This window comes from Paraconexibacter sp. AEG42_29, assembly GCF_040581415.1.
Classification (GTDB): Bacteria; Actinomycetota; Thermoleophilia; order Solirubrobacterales; family Solirubrobacteraceae; genus Paraconexibacter.
The window spans coordinates 3,050,921-3,070,630 of sequence record NZ_CP114014.1 but is presented as its reverse complement, the minus strand read 5'-3'; the positions used below and the strand labels follow the sequence as shown (position 1 = coordinate 3,070,630).

Sequence of the window (19,710 nt, the reverse complement as noted above, 5' to 3'; positions counted from 1 at the left end):
AAGCAACCGAGCCGTGCAGCGCTTCGAAGGTAAGGTCGCGACGTGTCCGTTGCTGCGCTTGCTGCCCGCCTGCCTGACCCCGCGACGCTGGAACGTTGGTGCGTTTCGCTGGCGGCCCTGGACGTCATCATGTACGACCAGCCGGACATGCGGTACCACCGGTTTGACCCCCGTTGGAGCGACACCGAGCGGCACGCCTCCATGAGCGACGGAGGAGGCGACGAGTATTCGATCATCTTCTCTCCGGAGGGCACGTACGTCCGGGGTTTCGATCATGAGTCGGCGCTCTCACCGTGGACGAACGAACCGCCAAGCGTGTTCCCCGGGCTGACGGACGATGTGCCCGCGACGCTCCGCCGGCACGTCGACGAGCCGGCGTTCATCATCAGCGACGTCCCGTCGATCTCCGTCTGCCTGTGGCGCGAGCGGCACGCGACGGAATGGTCGTTCGGGGTCGCGACCAGCGACGTCGAGCCGGACACGGACGGCGGAGCCACTGAGCTATTCAGCACGCTCAACGGCGACCCGACCACGTACGCCGAGTTTGCCACCGACTACTACGAGGTCGAGCTGTCGATCGACGCGGTCGAGCACGTCATGCAAGGCCGTCCGCTCGACGCGGCCGTCATCCGCGCACTGAACCCGGAAGCCGATGTCGACACGGTTCTAGCTGAGGCGCGCGACCTCGGCTACCCGGCCTAAGCCAGCCGCGCTCGCGTCGCGCGCCACACTCTGCGGATGCCGGGATCTCTTCCGCCGCAAGGCATGTTCCATCTCGATGCCGAGACCGCGTTGGCGTTCGCCCAGGTCGTTGTCCCGTCGTGGAGGCAGGAGCGCGGGTGCGTGATCCTCGCCCGCCAGTTCGACGCTGCGAACTTCCAGCAGTGGTGGGAAAGCACCGGCGGTGACCGCCGCAGCATCGAGGCCGTGCTCAACCACGTCCATCTGTGGGACGTGCTCCCGGACACCGGCGAGAAGGACTACCTGCCGCTCTGGAACCTCGGGGAGCTCATGGTGAGCAGCTGGGAGCAGAGTCTGAAGCGGGCGTTTCCCGACCGGGCGTTCAGCGTCACGCTCGACGACGAATACGGCCCGACGATCCGGGCGACATCTGACTGACCACCTATGGCCCGCCGCGCCGCACGCGACACATCGCGGACGCGCTAATCGGGGCCAGAGCCAGCGACGGCCGGCGAGTTCGCCGGCACCAGGCCGGCGGCGTAGGCGGCCGCTTCCACGGGGTCAGCCAGGACCACGCGCGGTCGCCGCGCCTGTTGCGGCGACGCGGAGACCGTGTACGTGGTCGCGTTTGTCCGCGGATCGCGGCCGGCCTCGATGAACGGGCCCTCGTCGCTAAACGGGTAACGCGTGCAGCGAGAGAAGCACAGCGACCACATGCTTGTGTACGGACGCAGCTGGCGCAGTCGCGGCTGGGCGGCGGCTGCGGCGATCAGCGGGGCGAGCACGGGCAACGGATCGTGCGTCTCCGCAAGATGAAACTGCCACCACCACTCGGTCTCGTCGCCCGACAGCACCGCCAGACCGTTCGATGACCAGCTCAGGTCGGAGCACCCGTCGACAATCGGACGGACATCAGCGGCGTCGAGCGCTGAAGCGATGAGCGCCCACGCCTCATGCTCGCTCCGCATCCAGCCGCCCGCGAGCGCGACGCCGTGCCCGGCCGGGGCGAGGTCCACGTGGAACAGACGCTCCAGTAACGCCACCCCGACGGATGCTCTCCAGTGCCTGCCACTCAGGATGTCCTGCTCGCGTCCTGGGTCGCACCGCCGGACAACAGCCTCATAGAAGCCCGCTCTCGTGACGCTGAAGCCCGGGCCAAGCACACCTTCCAGGACGGGTCCAAGTCCACCCGCGGTAACGATGTCGCCATACAAACCTGCCAGCTGGGCGTCCTGCGACTCCGCCATGTCACCGATCCTAGGGTTAGGGCGTGCTGGCTGTGGTTCACGCGACATCGCGGCGGCGCCGGCATCTCCGCGCGTCCCGGTCCAGCGGTGTGCGAGGCTCGTAAGATGTCCGGCCCGCACGCCCGACAACTGCAGGAGCTCGCTCCGGAGACGTTCGCCGGTATCTGGCTCGACGGACGACGCCAGTTCGTCGCGTACACCAGCGAGCCCTACCAGCACGCCGCCGAGGCAAGAGCCGTGCTCGGGCTCTCCCGGAACGTCACGATCGTCGAGCACGTCCGCTCCCTGCGGGAGCTGGAGCGCATCCAGCATGAGGTCACGAACCTCGACTCGGCCCTCGACCACGTCGGGTCTTTCCTGTCCGCGATCAGCGTTGATGTCATCGGCAACTTCGTCGAGGTCATGCTCGACCCGGTGACCGATGCTGCTCGGCAGATCCTGCATGACCGTTTTGGTGACGCCATTCAGATCGTGGAAGGTCGCGTGGAGTTCGTGTGAACCTGGAGCCGCGGGCGAGGCGGCCACGCTCGATGCTCTGAGCGCCTACGCATGATCGGGCTGGCGCGGGGACGTATGGCGGTGGTCGTTAGCGCCGCGCTGACGCACCGGCTGGTTGCGGGTCTGCTCGTACACGGCGCGCATCGGGACAAGATCGACGGCCGCCGTGTGCGCGTTGGACGTCGGCGCGGCCACCCGCGGGAAGGGCGCTGCGCAGCTGACCGGGGCTGTCGCGCCTTCGGGGCATGACCACAAGACTGGCCTCGTCCACCCTCTACTTCGCTCAAGCAAGGACGCTGCTCCTCGCCTGCGGCGCGACCTTCGCCGGCTGTGCCGCCACCGGCTGCGGCGACACCGATGCCGCCATGACCCCGCGCGAGGCGGTGGACCGCTACTTCGCCGGGATCGCCACCGGCGCCCCGGACATGGCCTGCTCGGTCCTGACACGGGACGCCGTGCGGCAGCTGCGCACGGCAACGGACATGCCCTTCGCATCCTGCGGCGAGATGATCGACGCCATTTATGCCGACCTCGACGAGCTGGATCAGCAGCGCCTGCTCACGGTCCGAGCGCACCGCGAGACCGTCCGGGGCACCCGCGCCTGGATCACCGACAAGGACGTGTACATCCCCGGCACGGCCGACCTCGAGGATGCCGGACCCGGCCGCACCGAGCTTGAGCAGCGCGACGGGCACTGGACCATCACCTCGCTCGGCGACGCGCTGCGCTGAGCTCAGCTGCAGTGGGCAGCGGCGCCAACGCCGCTGCCCGCATGCCGCCGGCGAGGTCGGACAGCGGGACCGGGGGAGGCCACGAAGGAACCCTGCTCGCAGAGGGCGATCGCCTGGCCGCTCGGCATCGGGCCGCTCCCTCACGCGCGTAGAGTCAGCTGATGCGGCGGCGCCTTCTCATGATCCTGACGGCCGGGCTCCTCGCGTCGAGCGGTGCCGCCGCCCACGCCTCGAACCTCGCGGCGGACGGCAGCAGCCTCGTGCTTACTGGGGCTCCTGGAGCCGGCCCAAAACTCGGCGTCTATCTCCGCGGGGTGTACCGCGGCCAGGATCTCCTCCAGATCAACGTCTACGCCCGCCGGATAAGCGCAGGCGGCGCTCCCGCGGGGAAGGCGGTGCTCGTCGGCGAGGACGCCGCCTCGGGTCCGTGGACGACGGGCGACCCGGCCGCCGCGGCCTACGATTCAAAGCGCCGCCGGTGGCTTGTCGCGTGGTCCGGACGCACCACCGACATGCCTCAGCGGCCGTGCCCAGATCGGCCGCCGGAGTCTCCCTGCCGGGAGGCCAAGCGCGAGATCTTCGTGCGCGCGATCGGCGCGTCGGGCAAGCCTGCCGGACAGGCGCGACGGGTCACCTCGACCGGGGACGAAGCGGACGTCGCAGCGAGCGCGGCGGTTCCTGGTATCGCTTACGACCGCCGCGCCGACCGCTTCCTGCTCGCGGCCTTCGCGGCCCAGGGGATGCAGGGGTCGCTGATCTCCCAAGCGCTGCGCCCGGACGGCGAGCCGGCGGCCGCCGTCAAGTCACTCGCGGCCGCCACCGGCGGCGAGAAGCCATCTACTGATCTGCGTCTGCTCGCCGCCCCGAAAGGCGGCGCACTCCTGGTCTTTGCGCACGGCGACGACGAGCTCTACGCGCGTCCGCTGGACAGCGACGGCCGAGCACAAGGCCAGACCAGCGTGGTCTCAGAGCCTGGGGGCGCGAACGCCTTCGCGCTCGCAGCCGCCGCCGGACCACGCCGCGTGCTGACGGTGTTCGCAGAGACCGGATCTGGAGCGTCACGCGGCTTCAAAGCCCGTCGGCTCAGGTTCGACGGGACGCCAGATGGGCCGCCAGTGAAGCTTCCCTTCACCCTCGGCACCGGACGCATCGGCGTTACCCCGTTCGGAGCGGGCTGGCTCTACGGACACGTCACCGAAGGCCGCGACCTCGCCACCAGCTTCCTTGTGCGCCGCGCGGATGCCGCCGGCCGCCCGACTGGGACGAGCCGCTTGATCTCTTCCGACGACGCCCAGGAGCCGGCCGTCCTCGACGCAGGCGGCGGGAAGGTCGTAGCCGGATGGACCTACCGTCCTGTCGCGCGAACGTTCACGCCATTTGGTCCGCAGAAGATGCGCCCGCGCGTGAGGCTTGTCCGCCCCTAAATCGTCGGGCCAGGGGCACCGGTGAGCAGTGTTCGGGTTGTGAGCGATCGCGAGACCATGGCGGGCAGACGCAATCGACGCTGGGTGACGTCAGGCTGATCCTGCGGCGCCAACGGTTGCCGGAACGCGAGCCGCGGACGTCGGGCGCTGGACCCGCGCCACTCCTCGCCCAGAGCGGTAGCGGGTCAGGGTTCGCCTTCGCAGCGCGCAGGTTGTCGCTTGCTACCGAGTGCGGCAGCATTCAGCGATGGCCTCGCCTGGCGACCGCGGAGTTGGACTGGTAAGCGCTGAAGATGACTTTGGCGAGCGGTACACGGACCTCACACCGAGTTCTCTGGACGCCCTTGTCGACTACGTGACGAGCACGGGCGGATACCTCGTGGTCGAGCGTGCCGACCTGCCCACTGGTCAGTTCGCCCAAGTCATATTGGAGGGAGTCGGGAACGTCGACCTCTGGGCGGTTCAGGTCTGCGACGACCCCGCACAGCCGCACGATCAACTCCGCGCGGTGGTAGACGAGATGGCGGCCGCGCAGCGCGCGCTACGGGCGTGGAGCTTCAACGAATCCGACTGGCGTTCAATACTCGCCTGGGAGCGGTGATGACGCTGCACGCTCGGCTTCGTATCGCTGTCGGAGATCGTCCGGAGCGGTAGTCCCGCTCCTCACGGAAGTCGACGGCGCTTGCAAGACGGGTCCGGTACCAAGCGCCTAGCTTGACCGTGTCGATTTGAAGACGCTAGGTCGCCGCGAGGACGATCACGACAACGACCAGAACACCGAGTAACCCGAGCGCGACGTTGACCGCAGGGAACGAGCGCTGCCAGTAGCTCGGGTCTGAGCGGTCTCGCGTCACACGCCCTTCTGGCGGGGTACCGACCCAGTCGTCCTCGTCGTCCATGCCCTGGGGATGCCCAGTCTGGCTGTCACTCAGCCACCGGCGCCGTGGGTCCGAAGGCGAGTCCCTAGAACGATCGTGGCGCTTCCCGGACACGATTGGCCGACAAGCGCGAACGCGGTTCGACTGCTCGTCGTTTGAAGTGGTAGCCCAGGCCGATACGAACGACGTCGAGTACCAGGAGCACGCTGCCACACGGTGTCGAACGACCGAAGGATCCGTCTGCGACCATCGTCGCCGTGCTCGAGGGACTCGATCAGATCAGATGGCAGGACCTCACCCACGCGTACGGTCCCGCTCGCGACGTCCCCGCGTCAATCCGGGCGTTGGCTTCTTCTGACCCTGCGGTCCGTGACGAGGCCCGGGACGACCTGTACGGGAGCATCGGTCATCAGGGCACGCGCTATGAGGCGTCGTCGTACGCGCTGCCCTTCCTCGTCGAGCTCGCGTGCGAGGCGACCGTCCCTGACCGGCCGCGCATCCTGGGCCTCGTCGCGCATCTGGCGGTCGGCCTCCAGGAAGGTGACCTTCTGCGCACGGGCCTGACTCGGTCCGACGCGGTGCATGAGCAGGAAACGATCGAGGACGGGGACGAATGGAAAATCGACGCCGTCGCCGTGTACGACGCCGCGATCAAGGAGGCTCCGAGGCTCGTCGCGCTGGCCGAGGAGGACGACGACCCCCTCGTCCGGATGGCTGCGTTGCACACGCTGGGCTTCCTCGCGGACGCGGCCGCCGTCACCGTGCCTGTCCTCGAGCGGCTGATCGCTCGCCGGCCGGAGCCGGCCGAGCTCGCGGGCGCGCTCCTCGCCCTTGGGCTGCTGGCATCCGGCAACAGCGCTACGGCCATCAAGGCGGAGGTCGGCGATCTATGCGCGCACCAGGATCCCGTCGTGCGGTACGCCGCGTTGAGCGCCGCGGCCAGGATCGCCCATGCCGAAGGGCAGCCGGACAGCGCCGCGCAGGAACGCCTGCTGCAGATGCTCGCGGACGAGCGCGAGGCCCTCAGCAGCTCGAACCTCCCGTGGAATGACGGCGATCTCCTCGGGCTCGGCTGGATCACGCTAGGTGTCGTCGCCGAGCACTTCGACGCCGCGACGATCGAGCAGGCCGTCTCGCTGCTTGCCACCCTCGACGGCTTCGCAGCCGTCACCCTCTTGACGGTGCTGCTCGAGCAACTCTTCCCGCCGGACGGTCCCTCACCGCCCGCAACGGCCTCTGACCTCACGCCGGCCCAGCACGCGCTGCTCCAGGTCCTTGCGACGACGCCTCGGGTCTGGACCATCGGTGGCTACACGTTCGGCCACTTCTTGCTCGCGACCGCCGCATACGGGCTTCCAGGCGACGCCGCCGCGACCGCGCGCTACCTCGGCGGCGTGCCGCTCCGCAACTGTCTCCCACCTGGGCTGCGCTGAGCGACCGCGCCTAGACGTTTGCTCGTCGCACGGAGCAGCCGTCCGTCTTGCCGCGATGCTGCGCAACCGCCCAAAGGCCCGTTGCGTCTTCTTCTCGTCCAAACCAGCACTCTCGCCGCCATCAAGGGGCCGAGAACATCGGCTTCGGTTTCTTGGTGACCGGCTGTTGCACCGACCACGGCCTCGACCGCTAACGGGATTGCTCACCGTCCGCAGCAATCGGCAACAACGGCGCCGAAAGGTGCGCCGCGGGGTTCACTCGGTGCGCCTCGCTGGTCACTGACCGACGTCGAACGCCTGACGCAGTCCGACACTCTTGCCCCGCATGAACTCGAGGAGCGAGGAGGGTGGTTCAGCAGCTGCTTGCGCGAGGACGTAAAAGTCCTCCCATGACGCCGAGGAGGTTGTCACGGGTCCGTGCGAGACGACGATCGATGCACCCCACCCGTCGACCTTGGGCATGTCCTTCTTGCGCACAAGTGCGACGACGACCGCCCGCTCGCCTCCTATTAGGGCGCTAGATGCGACGGCGACGTTCCGCGCAAGCTGTCCGTGGACGTTCGCGTGGCCGGCTGCGAGTACGGCCTCCTTATCGAAGACCGTTGGCGAAGGGTCGATGTACCGCTTGACCCAGCTGTCGAACTTGTGCTTCTCGACTTTCGGGGATGGGCTAGCGAGCTTGGCCTCGATGAACACCCAACCCCAGCCAGGCACGCGGAGGATGACGTCCGGTTCGGTCTGCTGCGCGTACCCGTGCTCGAGAGTGTCCAGCGCCACTTGCAGCTCCGGCACATCGTGTGCGGCGTTCTGCGTGACGCGGTGCCCCCAGAGGATGAGGTCGGGCTCGACTGTGAACGACTCTTCGGTGAGCGCGGAGGCGACCGCGGTGAGCAATCCGGCCTCTTGGAGCAAACGGAAGACGTTCCACGAGACGGCGTCTTCGCTGTTCTCGTATCCAAGTCGGTGTGTTTCGGCCTTCTGCCACTGCCCGTTCAAGGCCTGGCTGACAAGGTCCCGCCCTACGATGAAGTTCTCCAGCGGGTCGTCCAGCACGTATGTCGGGCTCACCCGAAGCGACATCGAAGGCGCGCCGAAACCGACAGTTCCCTTCGCGTAGTCACCAGCGGCCCAGGGGACCCATGCGTCATCACCTTTCAACGGTGATCGCATGCCGCCGGTGGGGCTCTTGTCGACGGCGCTTGGGTCGCCCGCTTTGATCGCGGCGACGACGGTTGGTGCAAAACTGGCCCAGCCTGGAGCGGTCACGAGCGGAGTGTCGCCTATCGCGGGCCAAACATGACACCGAGTCGCGGGGTCTATGCGCGGACCGGGGCTGCGCAAGCGCGCCCGCCGCGGGAATGTCAGGCCGGTGGGCTCCGACGGCAACTTCGGATGCGCTCCCGCACAAGGGTCCACCACCAATCGGGCCAGAACGTGGCTGCGTCGGCTAGCGCGGGAGCTAGGACCGCGATGGGTGGGAGCCACGCGGTAACTGCGGTCTCGTAAGTGGCGCGGTCGAGTACGTGTTCGATCTGCCATTGGCGCCACAGTCCGCGTCCCGACGGCGTCGACAGAATCTCGCTGGCCCATCCGGGATCACCGATCATCGCGGCTCGCGCCTTGATCCCGGCTGCGTCGCCGCGAGACTCGACCAGGAGGACGTGATCGCCCCAAACGCGGTCTTCGACGAGGACTGCGCACACCGGGTGCCCGCGTAACTCGCCGGTGATCGTGGTCATCTGCCGCCCGGTCCGGCGGCGAAAACGCTTGCGGAGCGCCTCGACTAGAAGCCGCACCGGGGGGAGAATGACTGTCTTGCGGACCGCCCAGGAACCGGGATCGAAAAAATCAACGACGGTCACGACGAACGGAACGTCGGCGTGAAGGCCCGGAAGGGACTGTGGCAAGAGCGGGTGCGGGGCGAGGTATTCGCCAGGCCGCTCCTGAGCCAGGTCCCTGGCAAGCCTGAGCAGGACCGGATCGCCCCAGATGCGGTGGCCGTGCCTGACAGCGACCACGGGCCAGTTGTTCAATGTCCCGGTAACGGTCACTACCGAACCGCGGTCACGCACAGCGACCGAGCCGGCGACGACTGCGAGACGCGCGCAGACCGAGCGCAGGACCTCCACCAACATGCTCCTCGCGATGACCACGTTCTGCTGCGTCGTTTGCTCCGGCCTGGATCTGAAGCAGCAACGGCTTCCGCGTTTGTACCTGCAACTAGCCGCACCGGTAGCCGAGCGTCGACTCGGCTCGATCGGTCTGCGCCGTCGTCCGGGCGAGTCGCGGATCAGGTGCCCGAGCCTTAGGTCGCGAACGCTAGGCCGGCGGGTTATCGCGAGCGACTTGACAGAAGTGAGGGTCGAGCGGGCGAACGAGCCGGAACTCGTCCCGAAGCGGTAGTCAAGTCACAGCGCAAGAGTCGTCCAGGGCCGACGACCTCCGGCACCAAGACGAGCGTTGGTCGCCGTCGTGTCTGCTGGGCCGAGGCCGCCGGCGACTGACGGTCAGCGGGGAGTCGACGACATCGAGTTGCCGGGGAAAGCTCGTCGTAGGCGCGTAGTCCTCCGGCGAGTGTCGGAGCGAGGCGCTCACGGCGGTCGAGTCGGCCGGTGCGACAGCCAGCGAACCAGGTGACAGCTTCACGTCTGGAGCGGGGCGTAGAAAGGGTCACATGTCCGATGTACCTACGAAAACCGGCAAGAAGCAACAGCAGCCCGAAGCGGTCGACGGCCGGCTCATTGCCACTTACACCGAGATTGTCGCGGCAGTCACGCCCTATGACCGGTCTCCTGGCTGGGACGACCTGTGGCGAATGCTGCCGGACGCCGCGAGCGCGCATCCGCGATGGAGCGAGCTCGTCGAGCTCGTCGGCGCCGACAGGGCCTTCGATCGCTTTTATGACCGCTTCTTCCTAAGCACGGGCACCGGCGTCGACGCCGGGCTTGAACCGGACGACATCGCCCTCGACCTGGTCTCACGACCCTGGCTGAGAATGAACCTCGCGGGGTGGCCGGCATCAGCCGAGAGCCTTGACCGTTCGGCGTGGGAGACCATTGACGACGCTCGCGCTCTCGCTTGCGGCCAGACCATCCAGGTTCCCGCGCGCTTCATGTTCGATGGCCCGAAGATGTCGAAGCGGTTCTCGCGCGACACGGCGTTTGGTCGGGTTTGCTGGACCAAGATCCCGCCGCCTTATGAAGAAGCCCCGCCGTTCACCGGGCTGACGATCTTCACGCGCCTGCCGCTCTACCTCATCGATGTCCCGGAAGGAAAGTACTTCTATGCACGGGACTTCAACCGCACGCAAGCCGCGATCGACCGTTTCGTCAGCCAGTTCCGGGTCGCGTTGATGAGCCGGTCGCAGCGCAACGGAGAGCTCGGCCCGCCTGCTCGGGTGACGCTTGTGCAGCTCGCCACGCTCATCGTCGGACCCGGCAACCAGCTCGTCGATGCTCCCGACCCATTCGGGCACGGCTTTGGCGTCCGTGACCTGCCGAGCGTGTGCGATCTGATGGAGCGCTTTGTCGTCGAGTGGGACACGCGGGTAGACACTGCCGCTAGGCGGCTCGGACAGGCTCGGGCTCGGTCTGGTCAGCAGGTCGCCAGCCACCTCGCAGAGGACACGCTCGTCGACGCGATGATTGCTCTTGAGTCGTTGTTTTCCGTCTCGCAGGAACTGAGTTTCCGCCTGAGTGCCGCCGTCGCCCACCTGTTAGGTGAGGACCGGAAGGCTCGGCACGACATCTTCCGGCAGGTCAAGACGCTGTATGGCCTACGAAGCAAGATCGTGCACGGCGGGACCGTTCCGGAGCTGATCAACGACGAGGAGGACTCTGCAATTCGCCTAGTTATTCGCGTTCTCGAGGCTCTTCTCTTCGAGCGCCGCGACCTTCTGGCTATGAAGGACTGGGAGCTCTCCGCAATCCTGGGGATGCCGACGGACAACTAACCCTGCGTGAGGGACAGAGTTAGGGCAGCCCGCTGCTGCCGCGACGAGGCGTGCGGTCGGAGGCGACGTAGCGAAGGCGGCCGACCTGCTTACACACTGGCTCCAGCACGGTCGAGCTGGCCCGTGACGAGTGGGCCACGACTTGTCGATGTCGGAGCGTGCGCCTTCGGGGATTTCGGTCAGATTTCGCGGCCCTCGCGGCGTCGAACCGCGCCCTGGGCTGCCGCAAACGACCCGGCCAAAGTCAGCCCAGCACCGCGTCCAGGATGGATGAGCCGAGGTAGACGGTCAAGGAATGCGCGGAGCGGACATCCTCCAATCTAGTCGCGTCGAGGCCCGCGATGGCCTGCCCGACTAGCACCTCCCAGGGTTTGCTGCTGGCGATCATCTCACCCAGCAGCAGCATGCGAAGGTCCTTGAGGTCGTGTTCTCGTCGGTCGAAACCAGCCTCAGCGAACGCAAGTACGGCTGCGCGCTTCGGATGCGGCACGTCCGTGGCGAGCCACTGCTCAACGCGAGCCTTCACGTCATCCCAACTCGCTCCAGCAGCAGCCAGCACCTCGTCGGTCAGCAGGAGATTTTCTGCAGCGCGGCAGTCGAGTCGCAAGCGTGTAACCGCCCCTTCCGGGTTCATCAGTCCATGGATGCCGTCCCCGTCTCGCAATGAGTACGCGCGGCCGTTCTCGTAGACCGCCGACATGAGCTTGTCCACCTCGACCTCGTACCTGTTCATCGCATCAACGCTTCCGCAGGCCACAGGGAAGAGACTCAGGCGTCCTTGGGAGCTCCGGATCGCCTGCTGCCATATGCGCACGTCGTCCTCTCCTTCAACCAGAAGGACCGGAGCCTGGTTGAACACGTTGGACAACGGATGCGCACCAAAGACGGGAAGCACGCGGCGGTGGACCTCCGAGATGGCATCGAAGGCAAGTTCCTGCTGATGAGGCCGCATGAAGCAGACGCGGGCGTCAGCCACTTGGGCCAACGCGCCGACGATCGCGGTGCTGTGCGTGGCGAGCACTACCGAAAGCGGATGATCCCTGATGGCTTCAAGCAGAAAAGTCATCAGGCGCACCTGGAGATCCGGATGCAGATGTACATCGGGCTCGTCTAAGAACAAGACGTTGCTCTGGCCCGAAGACGCTACCTGCGCGAACATCAAGATCTCGATGCCGAGAGAGATGAGTTCAGACTCGCCGCTCGAGATCGCCGTCGGTTCCAGTCGCTCGCCCGTCGCCCTCGAGTACAGCGGGAAGCTGCCCTCGTCCCGCCGCATCTCGATGTTATCTAGTAGCCCGTTGAGCTTCTGCAGGTGCCGATCGAAATCCCCTACGATCCCCTCGCGCTCGCGATCGCGGAGGACCTGCAGCTCTAGCCGACGCAACTGGATAAAGCTCTGCTGTCGAAACTGTTCAAACCGGTTGACGCGACGAGACTGGCCGAGCCACCCCGCCGCGGAGAGCATGTTGTTCTCGACGTTGGGATCGAATACCAGCGATCCACCTCGCTCGGGCGTGACGTAACGGCTGGTGACGCCCGCGGCTGCGCTTTGTGCATCGGCGGCTTTGAGCACCGTGCTCTTGCCACACCCGTTCTTACCAAGCAGCACGTTGATTCTCGCTAGGTCGGTAAGCACGTATGGCGGAGCGTTCAGGTCCATAGGTCCGAGTCTTGCAGCGGACACTGTGATCCGTCCCCAGCGCACGGATCCTTCTCGATCTCATCGAGACGGCATTGACGCCGCTCAAAAGCACTACCGCTTCGGACGAGCACCGAGAGAGTTGACGGCGGCTCGCCGCTGGCGTCTCGACCCGCTGCACGAGCGAGGTCGTGGATGAGTGTCCGATTGTCGGGAGCACGATCGCACGAGCTGACCGGTCGCATGGTGGCCGGTCACCGTGACCTACCCGACGGACTCGATGGCGGTGACCGTGCCGTTGCGGGTCGCAACGTTGATGCGGGTTGAGCGGAAGTCCATGAAGTGCTCCAGGCTGGTGCCGTCGCGGCGGACGACCCTGAGCGCGCAGCCGTGCGAGACCGCGTACCGGCCGGCTTGCATCTCGGTGCGCCCAACGGTGTTGCGGGCGATAGCCGAGCAGCGACCGCTCCCGATCTGGGGGGTGGCCGGGAGCGGGCGAGGCGAAGGGACGGGGCGTGGTGCCGGGAGTCGCGGGGTCGGCGGGCTGCCCGGTCGGTTGCAGGCAGTGGGGGTGCAGATGAGGATCGTGCGGCCCGCGCTGTCTTTGACGTCTGCGCGCCGGATCGCGAGATCCTCGGCGGTTTCGACGTGATAGACGCTGTATCCGTCCAGTAGGTCGCCTTCCCTAACGACGGCGTTGGGCAGCGGCTCGGCTCTGACGGGGAACGTACGGGTGACCGCAGGGTCCTTGTGGGACGTCGCTGTGATCTCGACGGTGGCGGCGGCGGAAGGCACGAAGCCGTAGAGGACGGTCAGTCCGCGGGTGCGGAAGTTCGCTGCCCCGTTGGGGTGGAGGGTGCCGGGCCGATCTGGGTTGGGTCGGGCGCCGAAGCATGCGGAGATTCCTCCAGGCTGCGAGCGGCGCTGGAGGCCGACGGCGGCAGCGTCGGCGATCGTGACCAGGCCGCCGGCTTCGCAGCGGCGGGCGTAGATCGTCCATGCTTTGGAGTCGTGGAACCCCTCGGCGACGACGACGCCGGTCGCGTCGACCTCCTGCACGGTGCCGGTGACGGGGTCTGGCACCGCAATGGTCACCGGGACGGCGTTTGGGCTGAGCGCTCCTTTCACGGCGATCGCGGCGGGCGTGCCTATCCCGAGAACTGCAAGCGCGATCAGGCCGCCGCGACGGACACGCCTGCTGCGGGTGGCGCGGACGCTCGCCGTCTCGGACGCTTCGGCGCGTTCGATGGCGGCGATCACCGATTCGGTCATGGCGGAGATCGCGGGGAACTCGGAGTCAGAGAGCATCGGACAGCTCCTTCAGGGGTGCGAGCTCGCGGGCGAGCGCTCGGAGGCCGCGCGACACGCGGGTACGAGCGGCCTCGGTGGTGATGTGAAGCTGGTCGGCGATGTCGGCGTAGGAGAGCTCTTCGACGACCCGTAGCTGGACCGCGCGGCCCTGGTCTCCCGGGAGCCGGCTGAGCTCGGTGGCGACGCTCGCGCGCAGCTTGGCGATACCGGCGAGGTCCTCGATTCGGCGGCGTTCGTCCTCGTGCATCTCAGGGCGTTCGACTCCGAGCCGCACCACTGCGCGACGCTCGGCGCCGCCGCGCCGGAAGTGGTCGGTCGCGGTGGTGCGGGCGATGGCGTAGAGCCATCCGACGGCTTCCGCACGTGAGGTGCCGCGGAAGGTGGCGCGGCGCTCAAACGCGACGGCGAAGGCTTCGCTCACGATGTCGAGCGCAAGGTCGGCGTCGAGCGTCTGCCGGGTCACCGCGGCGACCAGGCTTGTCGCTTCCTGCCGGTAGATGTCGCCCAGAAGGGCCGCGTCGAGCTTCACCACCTATAGGACGGACTGCCGCGTACGGATGTGACACCGTCTTTGGTCTCGCGGGCGCACGGCGCGATCCGCCGCGCGGGTAGTTGTCGTGATTTGGCCGTCGTCTCTAGTGGACGAGCCGGTAGCGGTATCCGCCGTTTGGCAGCGTTGCGATGTTGTCGCGGACGGCGAAGGTCCGCCACGGGTGGCGGGGCAGCCGCGCGCGAAGCTTGCGCACCCCGTCGGGAACGGCGACGACCATGCCCTGGATGCGGGTGCCGCTCAACGCAAGGCCTGTGCGCAGGACGGTCTCGGTTGGGCTGCAGGTGCCGCCGCCCTTGATCATCATGCAGACGGAGTCTGCGCCTGGAATGAGGATCACCCCGGCGCGGGCCCTGCGTGCGGCGTCCACGTCGAGTGCTCGGTTGAGCGTCGTCCTGGCGGACTGCCGGCCAAAGCCGGTGGCGAGCCCTCGTGCGAGCCGCCGCTCGCGGGGGTTCAGCCGGCGTTCGCTGCGCAGGACCGCGAAATGCGGGCGGGCGTCGATCAGCGGCGGGCCCTTGCCGGCATTCGCGGGTAGCGCCAGACGGGCGAGATTCGCCGCGGTTGCGGGCAGGCGCTCATAGACGGTGAAGGAGTAGGTCACGACGTTCTCGGCCGCGCGCCGGGCCGCGGCACCGGCGCCTGGTCGCGGCTTGTACCGGATGACCAGGCGCCGCGGGAGGGCAGTTCGGGGGTCGATCTCGTAGGTCAGCACACGGGTGCTGGCGGTATCCACGAACTGTCGTCCTGGCGCAGCGGCTTCGCGAACGCGGTACGTGCGTGGCCCGGCCTGCACGAGTCGTCCGTCCTGGTGCGCGGCGCGGAAGGCGGCCATCGGGTCTTCAAATGGCTGCGAGACGTCGGCGCCCGGTCCGTCGGCCGCCTTGCGCTCGGTGATTGTGTTGTCACCTGGCGAGAGCGACTGGGTGCGGCCGCCGGCGGTGCGTAGCTCAAGCTCGGGCCGCAACGTGGCCACCGTGCGGCCCGCCGACAGGACCACGTGGGTAATTGAGCCGGCCGACCATCCCTCCGCGCGAGCGGGCTGACGCGAGCGGCTTTGCGTGATATCGGTCCGCCAGTGCCGGACCCCGGGGCCGGTCGTCGCGGCGTAGGCGCGGTCGGCAAGTCCCGGGAGTCGCGGGCCGCCGTCGCCGGCGCTCCCGATGGCGATGACTGCCGCCGCCGCGGTCACGGTGGCGACTGCCGCTCCGGCGATCCAGCGGCGCCGGCCCGACCGGGAGTCATGGTGTTCTGGCGGGCCCGGTTGGGTCAGGGCCCGGGTGCGCACCTCGTCGGACACCACCGCCTGACAGGCGTCGATGGGGTTTGCGTCAGCGAGCTGGTCAAGGGCGTTCGTCATGGCGCGTGGGCCTCCGGCGTGGGGTAGGGAGCGGCTCCTGCCCGCTGAAGCTCGTGCTCAAGTCGTCGGCGGGCACGGTGAAGCCGGGTGTGGACGGCGCCGGTTGAGCAGCCCAGGACGGTCGCGACCTGGGCAGCGTCAAGGCCCTCCCACGCAGTGAGCATCAGCAGCTCGCGGTCGGCGGGCGAGAGGGCGGCGAGCGCCTCGAGCACCGGCAGGCTCTGGTGTGGAGCAGGAGGCTCGCGTGTCCGGGCCAGGACGCCAAGAACGTCAGACAGCGCTGCTCGTCGGCCTGCCGCGCGTCGCTGGTTGGCAAGGACGCGGCGGGCGACGGCGTACAGCCACGGCAGCGGGTCGGCTTCCGGGATCACGTCCGCTCGCCGCCAGGCGGTGGCAAAGACGTCTGCAACAACGTCATCCGCTGATGCCGCGTCGGTCCGGCGCCGGGCGTACGCGAGCACGTCCTGCGCATGTGCGCTGAACAGCTGCTCGATCTGCGCCGTGCTCACATCAGCGTCATGTCCGTCATGGCCCCGTTCCTTACGTCGGCTCATGTGACCGTGGGTCGACGATCCCGCGCCTCAACGGTCGCAGCGCCGTCGGCCGGGACCAGCGGAGTGTTGCGCAGTGCGGCCCGCTGTGAGGCGCACGGCTTGGCGGAAGTCCGCTCGACCGTTCGGTTGTCCGCGGCATGAGATCCGCCGGGAGCCGCTAGTCGAAGTCGACGGTCGCTTCGGCGATGGTCAGATTGCCAGCGATAAGGTCGGTGGTCAGGAGCCCGACGGTGAGCAGAGTGCCGTCGCGGTCGACCTGGAGCAGCATTGACCAGTCGTCATAGGGGTGCGGGTCGTCGCTCGCTTGAAGCTGGAGGCTTTCCAGCGGATCGTGCTGCATGAGCTTGGGCCAGCCGAGGATCTGGCCGAGCTCGTGCCCCTCGGGGGCGAGCTCTTCCTGCAGCTCGTCGAGGGCTTCCTGGTCCTCATCGTTCAGCATGTCGTCCTCGTCGGCCAGTCCGAGGGCGCGCAGCGGCGGGGAGACGGATACCGATGCTCCCGGCACCGAGAGGTGAGTCGTGATCGTCGCCGGCCGTGCCTCGGTTAGAAGTTCGGGAGCGAGGTCGGGCGGGACGGCGGCGCGGCTGACTGGCACGCCGGCCGGGACGTGGATCAGGGCGGCACCTTGAGGCCGATCGATACTCAGATTGTCCGCGTCGATCGCGCCGAAGATGCACAGCAGGCCGGACCGGGGACCGGGCCAGACGTCACCAGGAAGTTCGTCAAGGGCGACCTGGGCGAGGAACGTGAACGGCATGTCGCCGTGTTCGCCGTCGAATCGCGGCCACGGCGTGCCCGGGGGAAGATCAGGCGCCCCGCCGACACGGGTCTCCCCGGTGCGGGACGCCGTCGAGGTCGCGATCAGTGCAAGGGTCGGCCGGGCGAGTGCCGCAAGCTCGGCGGCGACACGCGCTAGCGACCCATCTCGCGCAAGCTGGCTGACTCGGTCCCCACCGGACGCTGGCACCGGCTCGTTCAACGGCGCGTAGGCGATCGTGGCATCCTCGGCTTCTGGCGTCTGCATCGGGAGCAGTGCAAGTGGGTCTTGCACCGTGCGCAGCTCGAGACCGGCGGCGTCGAGCCCGTCGCAGGTGAGGATCAGCCATCGGCGCCGGCGCCCGGTGCCGATCGCTGCCGCTGCAGCCCAGCGGGCGCCGAGCCGGCGCAGGCCGAAGCCGCTGGCCACGCCGTCGACTGGGAGTGAGATGACGCTCACGGACGCTGACGCTGCGGCCTGCGTGGCGTCGCGATCGCGAGCACTGAGCCACAGGGCCAGCGCGGCTTCGGAGCGTCGAGGCCACGGCTCGTTCGTCTTCAGTATGGACTCCAGCGCGTCCTGCGCGACGGCGTCAGGCTCTTCGGACAGCGGGCTGCTTTCGGCATCACGGACTTCCATCCACGGCGTCGAATCCGAAGCGCCGTAACGCGTCACCAGCTCGGTCACCCGACCATCAGACCCGCCCCATCCGGTTGCCACCATCGGGAGGCCAACGACCACGCGCGGCGTGAACGCGAGCTCGGATAGGCGTTCACGAAGGTCCTCGCGCGCCCGCGATACGGCTTCGGCCTTCCACCGGGCGACGGTGTCGGGACTGGGCGGCTCGGCGTCCGGATCCTCTTCTGGCAGCGCGAAGAACGACACTGTGGCTTCCTCGTGACCGCACGCACCACAGACGACAAATGGTGTCGGTTGCATGTCGGCGTCGTTGGTTCCGTACGCACCTCTGGAGTAGTCATCGGCGGTGATCTGCTCCCACACGTGCGCCCCGCAGGCCGGGCACACCTCGGTCGCGTCGATCACTGGTTCCGGCGTCCACGCCGCCGGGACCGCCGGCCGGACGAGCGCCCCGACCGCGTCTCTGTAAGCCACCGCCGGCAGCTGCCGGTCGTAGTGCTCGTCGAGCACCATCGCCCAAGCTTCGTGACCCGTGACGGCATCGTGGCGGTTCCCGCGTGCATCGGTCACGATCGCTCGGGCCGCGCCGCGGGGCAGTAGGCCGCCCACGATCGTTCGCCCGTCCGCCGTCCCTTGCCGGACCACCGAGCAGTCCTCTAGGCCCGAGGCGCCGCCACGCGACACGTCGTCCGTGAGCCAGAACGTCCCCCGGCTGCGCACGACTCCGGGACCTCGCGGCCCCGCGACTGTCACGACTACCTCGACCTCGTCACTCATACGCGGACCGTAGCCTGAGCGCCCCGCGCAACCTCGGTGCGGTTGCGCCGGCTCGCTGCGCGAGGCGAGTGGCTCGCGGCGACGGAGGAAAGGGTCTGGTCAGCCGTGGCAGCGCGCATTCGCGGCCTGCCGACTTGAGTCGCGCGGTAAGGTCGCGGCTGGGTGAGCCGAGGTGGGCAAGGGTTTGGGCTGGCGTCAGCTAGAGAATCTGTCTGGCGCCCGGCTGACTGAGGCGATAGGCGACGACGTTCCCCGCTCGCGCGTAGCGACGGGTGCGCAGACCGGAACGGCGAGTGGGAGTCATGAGATGACGAAGCTGTGGATAGCCGGTGCTGCGGTCACGGCGTTGCTGGGTGCGTCCTCGCCAGCGAACGCCGTGCGCAAGGCGACCGCGAAGGAGCACGGTGCGGTCACGCGTGCCACGGTGAGCAAGCCGGCACGGTCGACGATATGCACGCGCGTGACGCTCTCGACCGTTAGCACCAGGTGGGCGAAGGTCGTCCTGACGAACCGACGCGGGTGCCCGCAAGGCAACGGGCAGATCGCGGCGCACAAGTCTGAGGGTCGATGGCGGATGGTGTTCCAAGGATCGGGCGACACGGGCGGGCCGTGCTCGGATATCCCCGCGCGAATCCCGCGGTCTGTGGCGCGGGACCTTCGAATGTGCGAGGTGTTCGCATGACTGTCCGCGTTCGCTCGATGGTCGTCGCTGCCGTAGTGGCCGTCCTGCTGGCGGTCCCGGCGATCGCGTCCGCGACGTCGCCATACACGCTGCTACCGAACTACTTGCGCAACGAGCTGAGCTACAAGCCGACGACGCTAGGGCAGGGCGCCCACGGCGGGTACATCAGGCTGCGCTGGTCGTTCTGGGGCGAGAAGTCGGCGATCGCTACGGGCATCTTCGATTACGGCGACTTCTACGAACGTGCGCGGATCCCCGTGAAGGTGCGTGTGGACGTGGTTGGGACGTGCGGCGCGATCCGGGTGTTCCGACGGCTTCGCGTAACAGCGCTGCGCCCGCGGGACGCGCGCAAGCTGCAGCGGTATCCGACGACGCGGTACCCGATGCAGTGCCCCGAGTGACCTGACCCAGCCGCAGCCGGCGTGCGACCGGCGCGCTCAGCGGCCTTGTCGGCTACCTGGGCGAGGGGCAGGGAAAGCGAGGCACGCACGCCGCGTGCTCCCGGACTGGCGCGGCAGCGCGCCGAAACCTCAACTCCCTAGCCATGCCGGCGGGAGCTTGCGGGCGCGCGGGCATGACCGGCCTCTGCTGGGACCT

Annotated in this window: 19 protein-coding genes; 9 read left to right on the top strand and 10 right to left on the bottom strand. The window is 68.1% G+C overall.

Translation table 11 applies throughout. From position 1 onward, the window contains the following. The first annotated feature begins 42 nt into the window (after positions 1-42). Positions 43-702 (top strand): hypothetical protein, encoded by a 660-nt coding sequence (locus tag DSM112329_RS14985; protein WP_354697356.1) that lies wholly within the window; start codon positions 43-45, stop codon positions 700-702. A gap of 63 nt (positions 703-765) precedes the next feature. After that, complete coding sequence (locus tag DSM112329_RS14980; protein WP_354697355.1) at positions 766-1,119, top strand: hypothetical protein; 354 nt, start codon at positions 766-768, stop codon at positions 1,117-1,119. A 44-nt stretch (positions 1,120-1,163) separates the two neighbouring features. On the opposite strand, the gene DSM112329_RS14975 is transcribed toward DSM112329_RS14980, so the two are convergent. Then, positions 1,164-1,928 carry a DUF6193 family natural product biosynthesis protein gene (locus DSM112329_RS14975; protein ID WP_354697354.1) on the bottom strand — a complete coding sequence of 255 codons (765 nt, stop codon included), beginning with the start codon at positions 1,926-1,928 and terminating at the stop codon, positions 1,164-1,166. 105 nt (positions 1,929-2,033) lie between these two features. Between DSM112329_RS14975 and DSM112329_RS14970 the strand changes: the two genes are divergently transcribed. The 4 genes from DSM112329_RS14970 to DSM112329_RS14955 all read left to right on the top strand — a co-directional run bounded on the left by DSM112329_RS14970 (position 2,034) and on the right by DSM112329_RS14955 (position 5,182). Then, on the top strand, positions 2,034-2,426 hold the full coding sequence (locus DSM112329_RS14970) for a hypothetical protein (RefSeq protein WP_354697353.1): 393 nt from the start codon (positions 2,034-2,036) through the stop codon (positions 2,424-2,426). A gap of 245 nt (positions 2,427-2,671) precedes the next feature. Beyond that, positions 2,672-3,157 (top strand): hypothetical protein, encoded by a 486-nt coding sequence (locus DSM112329_RS14965; protein WP_354697352.1) that lies wholly within the window; start codon positions 2,672-2,674, stop codon positions 3,155-3,157. 161 nt (positions 3,158-3,318) lie between these two features. Then, on the top strand, positions 3,319-4,581 hold the full coding sequence (locus tag DSM112329_RS14960; RefSeq protein WP_354697351.1) for a hypothetical protein: 1,263 nt from the start codon (positions 3,319-3,321) through the stop codon (positions 4,579-4,581). Positions 4,582-4,828: 247 nt separating this feature from the next. Next, positions 4,829-5,182, top strand: a complete 354-nt coding sequence (locus tag DSM112329_RS14955) for a hypothetical protein (protein WP_354697350.1) — start codon at positions 4,829-4,831, stop codon at positions 5,180-5,182. A 136-nt stretch (positions 5,183-5,318) separates the two neighbouring features. Here DSM112329_RS14955 and DSM112329_RS14950 read toward each other — a convergent pair whose 3' ends face one another. Next, positions 5,319-5,480, bottom strand: coding sequence for a hypothetical protein (locus DSM112329_RS14950; RefSeq protein WP_354697349.1), 162 nt, complete (start codon positions 5,478-5,480; stop codon positions 5,319-5,321). A 236-nt stretch (positions 5,481-5,716) separates the two neighbouring features. Between DSM112329_RS14950 and DSM112329_RS14945 the strand changes: the two genes are divergently transcribed. Then, positions 5,717-6,892 carry a hypothetical protein gene (locus DSM112329_RS14945; RefSeq protein ID WP_354697348.1) on the top strand — a complete coding sequence of 392 codons (1,176 nt, stop codon included), beginning with the start codon at positions 5,717-5,719 and terminating at the stop codon, positions 6,890-6,892. Between the two features lie 276 nt (positions 6,893-7,168). Here DSM112329_RS14945 and DSM112329_RS14940 read toward each other — a convergent pair whose 3' ends face one another. Beyond that, positions 7,169-8,158: a hypothetical protein gene (locus DSM112329_RS14940; RefSeq protein WP_354697347.1), complete on the bottom strand. Its 990-nt coding sequence runs from the start codon at positions 8,156-8,158 to the stop codon at positions 7,169-7,171. Between the two features lie 95 nt (positions 8,159-8,253). After that, entirely contained in the window at positions 8,254-9,021 is a 768-nt protein-coding gene (locus tag DSM112329_RS14935; protein WP_354697346.1) for a hypothetical protein, read from the bottom strand. Between the two features lie 545 nt (positions 9,022-9,566). Here DSM112329_RS14935 and DSM112329_RS14930 point away from each other — a divergent pair. After that, positions 9,567-10,844, top strand: coding sequence for a hypothetical protein (locus DSM112329_RS14930; RefSeq protein ID WP_354697345.1), 1,278 nt, complete (start codon positions 9,567-9,569; stop codon positions 10,842-10,844). Between the two features lie 244 nt (positions 10,845-11,088). Here DSM112329_RS14930 and DSM112329_RS14925 read toward each other — a convergent pair whose 3' ends face one another. The 6 genes from DSM112329_RS14925 to DSM112329_RS14900 form a co-directional block, all read right to left on the bottom strand. After that, on the bottom strand, positions 11,089-12,504 hold the full coding sequence (locus tag DSM112329_RS14925; protein WP_354697344.1) for an AAA family ATPase: 1,416 nt from the start codon (positions 12,502-12,504) through the stop codon (positions 11,089-11,091). A gap of 243 nt (positions 12,505-12,747) precedes the next feature. After that, positions 12,748-13,791: a hypothetical protein gene (locus DSM112329_RS14920; protein WP_354697343.1), complete on the bottom strand. Its 1,044-nt coding sequence runs from the start codon at positions 13,789-13,791 to the stop codon at positions 12,748-12,750. Further along, entirely contained in the window at positions 13,781-14,323 is a 543-nt protein-coding gene (locus tag DSM112329_RS14915) for an RNA polymerase sigma factor (protein WP_354697342.1), read from the bottom strand. Before DSM112329_RS14915 ends, DSM112329_RS14920 begins: the two co-directional genes overlap by 11 nt. 106 nt (positions 14,324-14,429) lie before the next feature. Continuing rightward, a complete protein-coding gene (locus tag DSM112329_RS14910; protein WP_354697341.1) occupies positions 14,430-15,647 on the bottom strand; it encodes a hypothetical protein in 1,218 nt (405 codons plus the stop codon). Positions 15,648-15,700: 53 nt separating this feature from the next. Continuing rightward, the gene (locus DSM112329_RS14905; RefSeq protein ID WP_354697340.1) at positions 15,701-16,213 is read right to left on the bottom strand and encodes an RNA polymerase sigma factor; all 513 of its coding nucleotides are present in this window, start codon (positions 16,211-16,213) and stop codon (positions 15,701-15,703) included. 202 nt (positions 16,214-16,415) lie between these two features. Next, complete coding sequence (locus DSM112329_RS14900) at positions 16,416-18,167, bottom strand: DUF1963 domain-containing protein (RefSeq protein WP_354697339.1); 1,752 nt, start codon at positions 18,165-18,167, stop codon at positions 16,416-16,418. 942 nt (positions 18,168-19,109) lie between these two features. Here DSM112329_RS14900 and DSM112329_RS14895 point away from each other — a divergent pair. Beyond that, positions 19,110-19,514, top strand: coding sequence for a hypothetical protein (locus tag DSM112329_RS14895; protein ID WP_354697338.1), 405 nt, complete (start codon positions 19,110-19,112; stop codon positions 19,512-19,514). The last annotated feature ends 196 nt before the right edge of the window (positions 19,515-19,710 follow it).

What these genes read in the sequence shown, in the direction of transcription:
- DSM112329_RS14980 (WP_354697355.1), top strand. Translation starts at nt 766, where the DNA reads ATGTTCCATCTCGATGCCGAGACCGCGTTGGCGTTCGCCCAGGTCGTT.
- DSM112329_RS14975 (WP_354697354.1), bottom strand. Translation starts at nt 1,928, where the DNA reads ATGGCGGAGTCGCAGGACGCCCAGCTGGCAGGTTTGTATGGCGACATC.
- DSM112329_RS14970 (WP_354697353.1), top strand. Translation starts at nt 2,034, where the DNA reads ATGTCCGGCCCGCACGCCCGACAACTGCAGGAGCTCGCTCCGGAGACG.
- DSM112329_RS14965 (WP_354697352.1), top strand. Translation starts at nt 2,672, where the DNA reads ATGACCACAAGACTGGCCTCGTCCACCCTCTACTTCGCTCAAGCAAGG.
- DSM112329_RS14960 (WP_354697351.1), top strand. Translation starts at nt 3,319, where the DNA reads ATGCGGCGGCGCCTTCTCATGATCCTGACGGCCGGGCTCCTCGCGTCG.
- DSM112329_RS14955 (WP_354697350.1), top strand. Translation starts at nt 4,829, where the DNA reads ATGGCCTCGCCTGGCGACCGCGGAGTTGGACTGGTAAGCGCTGAAGAT.
- DSM112329_RS14950 (WP_354697349.1), bottom strand. Translation starts at nt 5,480, where the DNA reads ATGGACGACGAGGACGACTGGGTCGGTACCCCGCCAGAAGGGCGTGTG.
- DSM112329_RS14930 (WP_354697345.1), top strand. Translation starts at nt 9,567, where the DNA reads ATGTCCGATGTACCTACGAAAACCGGCAAGAAGCAACAGCAGCCCGAA.
- DSM112329_RS14925 (WP_354697344.1), bottom strand. Translation starts at nt 12,504, where the DNA reads ATGGACCTGAACGCTCCGCCATACGTGCTTACCGACCTAGCGAGAATC.
- DSM112329_RS14920 (WP_354697343.1), bottom strand. Translation starts at nt 13,791, where the DNA reads ATGCTCTCTGACTCCGAGTTCCCCGCGATCTCCGCCATGACCGAATCG.
- DSM112329_RS14900 (WP_354697339.1), bottom strand. Translation starts at nt 18,167, where the DNA reads ATGGTGCTCGACGAGCACTACGACCGGCAGCTGCCGGCGGTGGCTTAC.
- DSM112329_RS14895 (WP_354697338.1), top strand. Translation starts at nt 19,110, where the DNA reads ATGACTGTCCGCGTTCGCTCGATGGTCGTCGCTGCCGTAGTGGCCGTC.